This is a genomic window from Bacteroides sp. AF29-11, from assembly GCF_003602895.1.
Lineage (GTDB): Bacteria > Bacteroidota > Bacteroidia > Bacteroidales > Bacteroidaceae > Bacteroides > Bacteroides uniformis.
In genome coordinates this window covers 1-3,748 of the sequence record NZ_QTLY01000019.1, presented here as the reverse complement: position 1 = coordinate 3,748, position 3,748 = coordinate 1, and the positions used below count along the sequence as shown (strand labels likewise).

Sequence of the window (3,748 nt, the reverse complement as noted above, 5' to 3'; positions counted from 1 at the left end):
GAAATGAGAAATTATTCACTTTTTATTTTTTTAAATTTATAAATTTAAAGTTTTCAATTATGAACAAAAAGTTTCTAAGTGTGATCCTGTTCAGTGCCTTAATGGTTGGTGCTGCAGGTACATTTGTTTCTTGTAAGGACTATGATGATGACATCGAAAACTTACAGAAGCAAATTGATGAAAACGCTAAGGCTATAGATCAGATTAATAAGCTGATTTCAGACGGTAGCGTAATAACAGGGGTAGTCAAGGGAGCAAATGGCATCACTATTACTCTTAGCAATGGTAATTCTTATGAAATTACCAATGGCTCAAATGGCACAAATGCTGCAGTATGGAGCATCGGAGAGGATGGCTATTGGTATAAAGATGACGTAAAACAGGCTTATAAAGCCGTTGGCGAAAAAGGTGGTGATGGTTGCTACTATAAGCCTAATGAAACAACTGGGAACTTTGACATCTACAATGCTGATGGTACCTTAAAGGAATCTACCAATATCTCTTGGAAAGGTACGGGCATTACTGCTGTAGAGGATGGCAATGATGTGATTCTATACAATGTGACAAAGGCTGATGGAACGACAGGCAGTGTTACAATTTCAAAGACCAACAATTTGCGTAGCTTGGTTTTCATCCCACAAGTGTATGTTGATGGTGTGCAGGGGTTGACTTATGATTCCTATGCTTATAAAGCACTGACTTTATCTGAAAAGGATTCTAAATCGGAAAAAACGACAGCTGCAGCTACCAGCACCACTATCAATCCGGTTGTCTATGCCGAATATCATGTAAATCCGGCCAATGCCAACGTTAATGAACTGAAAGACAAACTTTCATTCATGGTGAAACCGAACGTGGATTATATCAGTTCACGTGCTGCTGCTTCCAATGATTTTGCAATGACTCCCGAATTCGTTTCCTTTACGGACGGTATTTTGAAGGTCAAAGTCAATATCAAGGGAATAGCCGCTACAGAAGAAAAGATTTCTGTGTTTGCATTGAATGTAGAGAAAGAAAATGGTGAAGATGTTACTTCTGATTATGCTACAGTATTCAAGAAAGATTTGAGTGACTTGGCTATCGCTGACCCGGCTGCCGAAGCTGCAAAGAAAGGTATCGCTGATAAAGACGAGCACTATAGAACTAAAATTGCTGCTGTAGATGCTGACGCATACAATCAAAAGGTTGTTTGGGCAGAAGGAAAGACTGAGGCAGAATCTAAAACATACTGTGATACCATTGTTGTTTACAACCAGAGCTTAGACTTGACGAAATGCGTAGAAGCTCATGAATTGGCATGTGAAGGTGGTGACAAAATCAAGGTTGCTGATTTGGAGAAACTTGGCCTGAGCTTTGCTTTTGATGTGGTAAAGAACTATAAGGTAGGTAATCCTGTAACCGATCAGGCAGACTTCGTGACTTTGGCTGATGGCGTTTTGACCCCGAAAGTGTATGAAACCGAAGGCCGTGCAGCTATTGGCCGTACTCCTATCGTACGTGTTCGTTTGATGGATGGCGAGAACCTTGTAAAGGTAGCTTACATCAAGGTATTCATTGCAGATGAGACAAGCGCTCCTGTTACTAACCAATATGAACTGACTATCGAAAACTTCAAGTATGATTGCGATGATGCTGCAGCTTCAAAACTGTCAACAGTTAAGGATATGAACGTTCAGGTATACAATGAAATCGGTCTGAGTAAAGAACAATTCCACGCAACTTATCCGTATTTCTACGACTATGGTGCTAACCAGACTCCGGCAGATTTGGGTACTTGTGAAGAAACAACAGATGCAGAAACTCAAGCTACTCACGTAATCAAATGGACTATCTCTAAAGACGCTTTGTGGGAAAATGCCAGCAAGCAGCTGACTCACCGTGTAAGATATTATGCAGGTGAAAATCAAACAGGTGCTTATGTTGAATTGGTACTGAAAGCTACGGTAGAAGATATCCAGAAGTCTTACAATGTAGCAAAAGCCGACTTCATCTCCAACTATTGGGATGCAGACAAAACTTATACCAAGTTTAATGTTGCCGTACCAAGTAGTACGACAGATGATGACCCAACTCACTGTACATTTGTTAATGATTTGAATTCTCCGTTCACAACTTGGGCAAAGAATAGTACGGAAGGAACTCCGGGCGTACTGAAACTTGACAAAGCAGTGACTGGTATAGAATACTTCTTCTGCGCTGATGACATCAAGAATATCACTAAGATTGGTGATATTGATGTAGTCTTCACAACAGATGAAGCTGGTACGACATTGTACGCTACAGTAGGCGGCAAAAAAGAAGAGATAGCTGTTATTAACAATGCTGGTTCTACCGCTCCTAACACTGTAACCTATAACAAGAATAGTGCTATTGCCAAGCAATTGTTGAATACTGGTGCTATGTACACTTATATTGGTGCTACTGGTCGTGTATGCGATGACGATACTAAGGTAGTGACTATTACATTTGATAATAAAGATCACTTCAAGGCTAACTTCATCCGTCCGGTCAACATTGCAGAACAAGCTGCTGATAACTTCATCGATGCTGTTGACTTTGGTGAAAAGGGTTCATTTATCCGCTTGGAAGATTTGATTGCTCCTTACGACTGGCGTGATCGCTACTTCAGTGACTATGCTAATTACTGGGGCTTCTACGGACCATTCACAATTACTGCTGATGTAGACAATGCTGAATGTGACTTGAACGGTGTTCGTCAGGCTGTTCCTGTAACGGTAGAGTTGAAAGCTAACACAAATACCACAATGGGTAGCGGTGATGATGCTAAGACTTCTCAGTATGGTTTCATCACTTACAAGAACAATGGTACTAAAGTTTCAGCATTCAATATCTACGTTAAAGTTACCGTAGAATATGGTTGGGGTACCATCAAGACTGATTTCATTACAGTTCCTGTAAGCTCTACTATCACTAATAACTAAAAGTAAACAAGTTATTAGAAGATAATAAATAAAAGAGTGGATATAGTCTTACAAAAGATTATATCCACTCTTCTTTTATTGTGCCTCCAATAATAAACCAACTGTCAGAACAAGTCTTGACTATTACACGTTGTTAAACACTTCCCAGTACCCCGATGTTCTACTGCCAATCCGAGTTATCAGTCCCTCCCGTTTAAGCAGCACTATTCTATTTTTTATTGTTCTCTCAGAAAGTTTTAGCACTTCACTCAACTGTCCAATGGTTATATATGGATCTTGTATAATTGCTTCCAATGTACTTTGGGCAATCTTTGGGCAATCTTTGGGCAACATTAGTTTCATCCTGCCCCATATTACTCAGTGATGTTCCGGTATTGTCCTTCATTCTGACTACATTACCGCATCCTTCATGTACGGGTATGAACATGAGGAAGTAACTGCGTTCCTCATCGGTTTCGATAGAAGCACGTGGTGAACCGTTTTTAGCCAGCCCATCTTGGATTGTAGGAATTCCGGTGCAGCGACCTTCTGTCAAGTCCAATTCTTTCAAGAAATCCCGATTACTTTCCACTTTATTACGATGCAGCAGGTCTTCTATGTTTATTGGCAGTGACATATAGTGTTCAATTATTTAATTCCACCAATGAGTATAGTCAGTATGGTGTATTCGTATTGCAATTTTCAATGCGAAGTTTCTCGCAAATATAAGAAATATATTCGTCTCCCTTATATTCATCTAATTTATTTATATTGCAGAATAAACCCTTTATAAATAAATTGGAAATGAATAGAAATGAAATTACCTT

At 39.6% G+C, this 3,748-nt stretch carries 3 protein-coding genes; 1 reads left to right on the top strand and 2 read right to left on the bottom strand.

All coding sequences use genetic code 11. The annotated features are described in order from the left end of the window. The first annotated feature begins 59 nt into the window (after positions 1–59). Positions 60–2,942: a PL29 family lyase N-terminal domain-containing protein gene (locus DWZ03_RS19695; RefSeq protein ID WP_005833601.1), complete on the top strand. Its 2,883-nt coding sequence runs from the start codon at positions 60–62 to the stop codon at positions 2,940–2,942. Between the two features lie 123 nt (positions 2,943–3,065). On the opposite strand, the gene DWZ03_RS20480 is transcribed toward DWZ03_RS19695, so the two are convergent. Both DWZ03_RS20480 and DWZ03_RS19685 read right to left on the bottom strand, forming a co-directional pair. After that, entirely contained in the window at positions 3,066–3,275 is a 210-nt protein-coding gene (locus tag DWZ03_RS20480) for a winged helix-turn-helix transcriptional regulator (RefSeq protein ID WP_227980286.1), read from the bottom strand. After that, positions 3,187–3,558: a hypothetical protein gene (locus DWZ03_RS19685; RefSeq protein WP_005833603.1), complete on the bottom strand. Its 372-nt coding sequence runs from the start codon at positions 3,556–3,558 to the stop codon at positions 3,187–3,189. The genes DWZ03_RS20480 and DWZ03_RS19685 overlap by 89 nt, the downstream gene beginning before the upstream one ends. Positions 3,559–3,748 lie beyond the last annotated feature (190 nt).

Bases quoted from the DNA above. Each gene is read 5' to 3' on its own strand.
- DWZ03_RS19695 (WP_005833601.1), top strand. From the start codon at position 60: ATGAACAAAAAGTTTCTAAGTGTGATCCTGTTCAGTGCCTTAATGGTT.
- DWZ03_RS20480 (WP_227980286.1), bottom strand. From the start codon at position 3,275: ATGTTGCCCAAAGATTGCCCAAAGATTGCCCAAAGTACATTGGAAGCA.
- DWZ03_RS19685 (WP_005833603.1), bottom strand. From the start codon at position 3,558: ATGTCACTGCCAATAAACATAGAAGACCTGCTGCATCGTAATAAAGTG.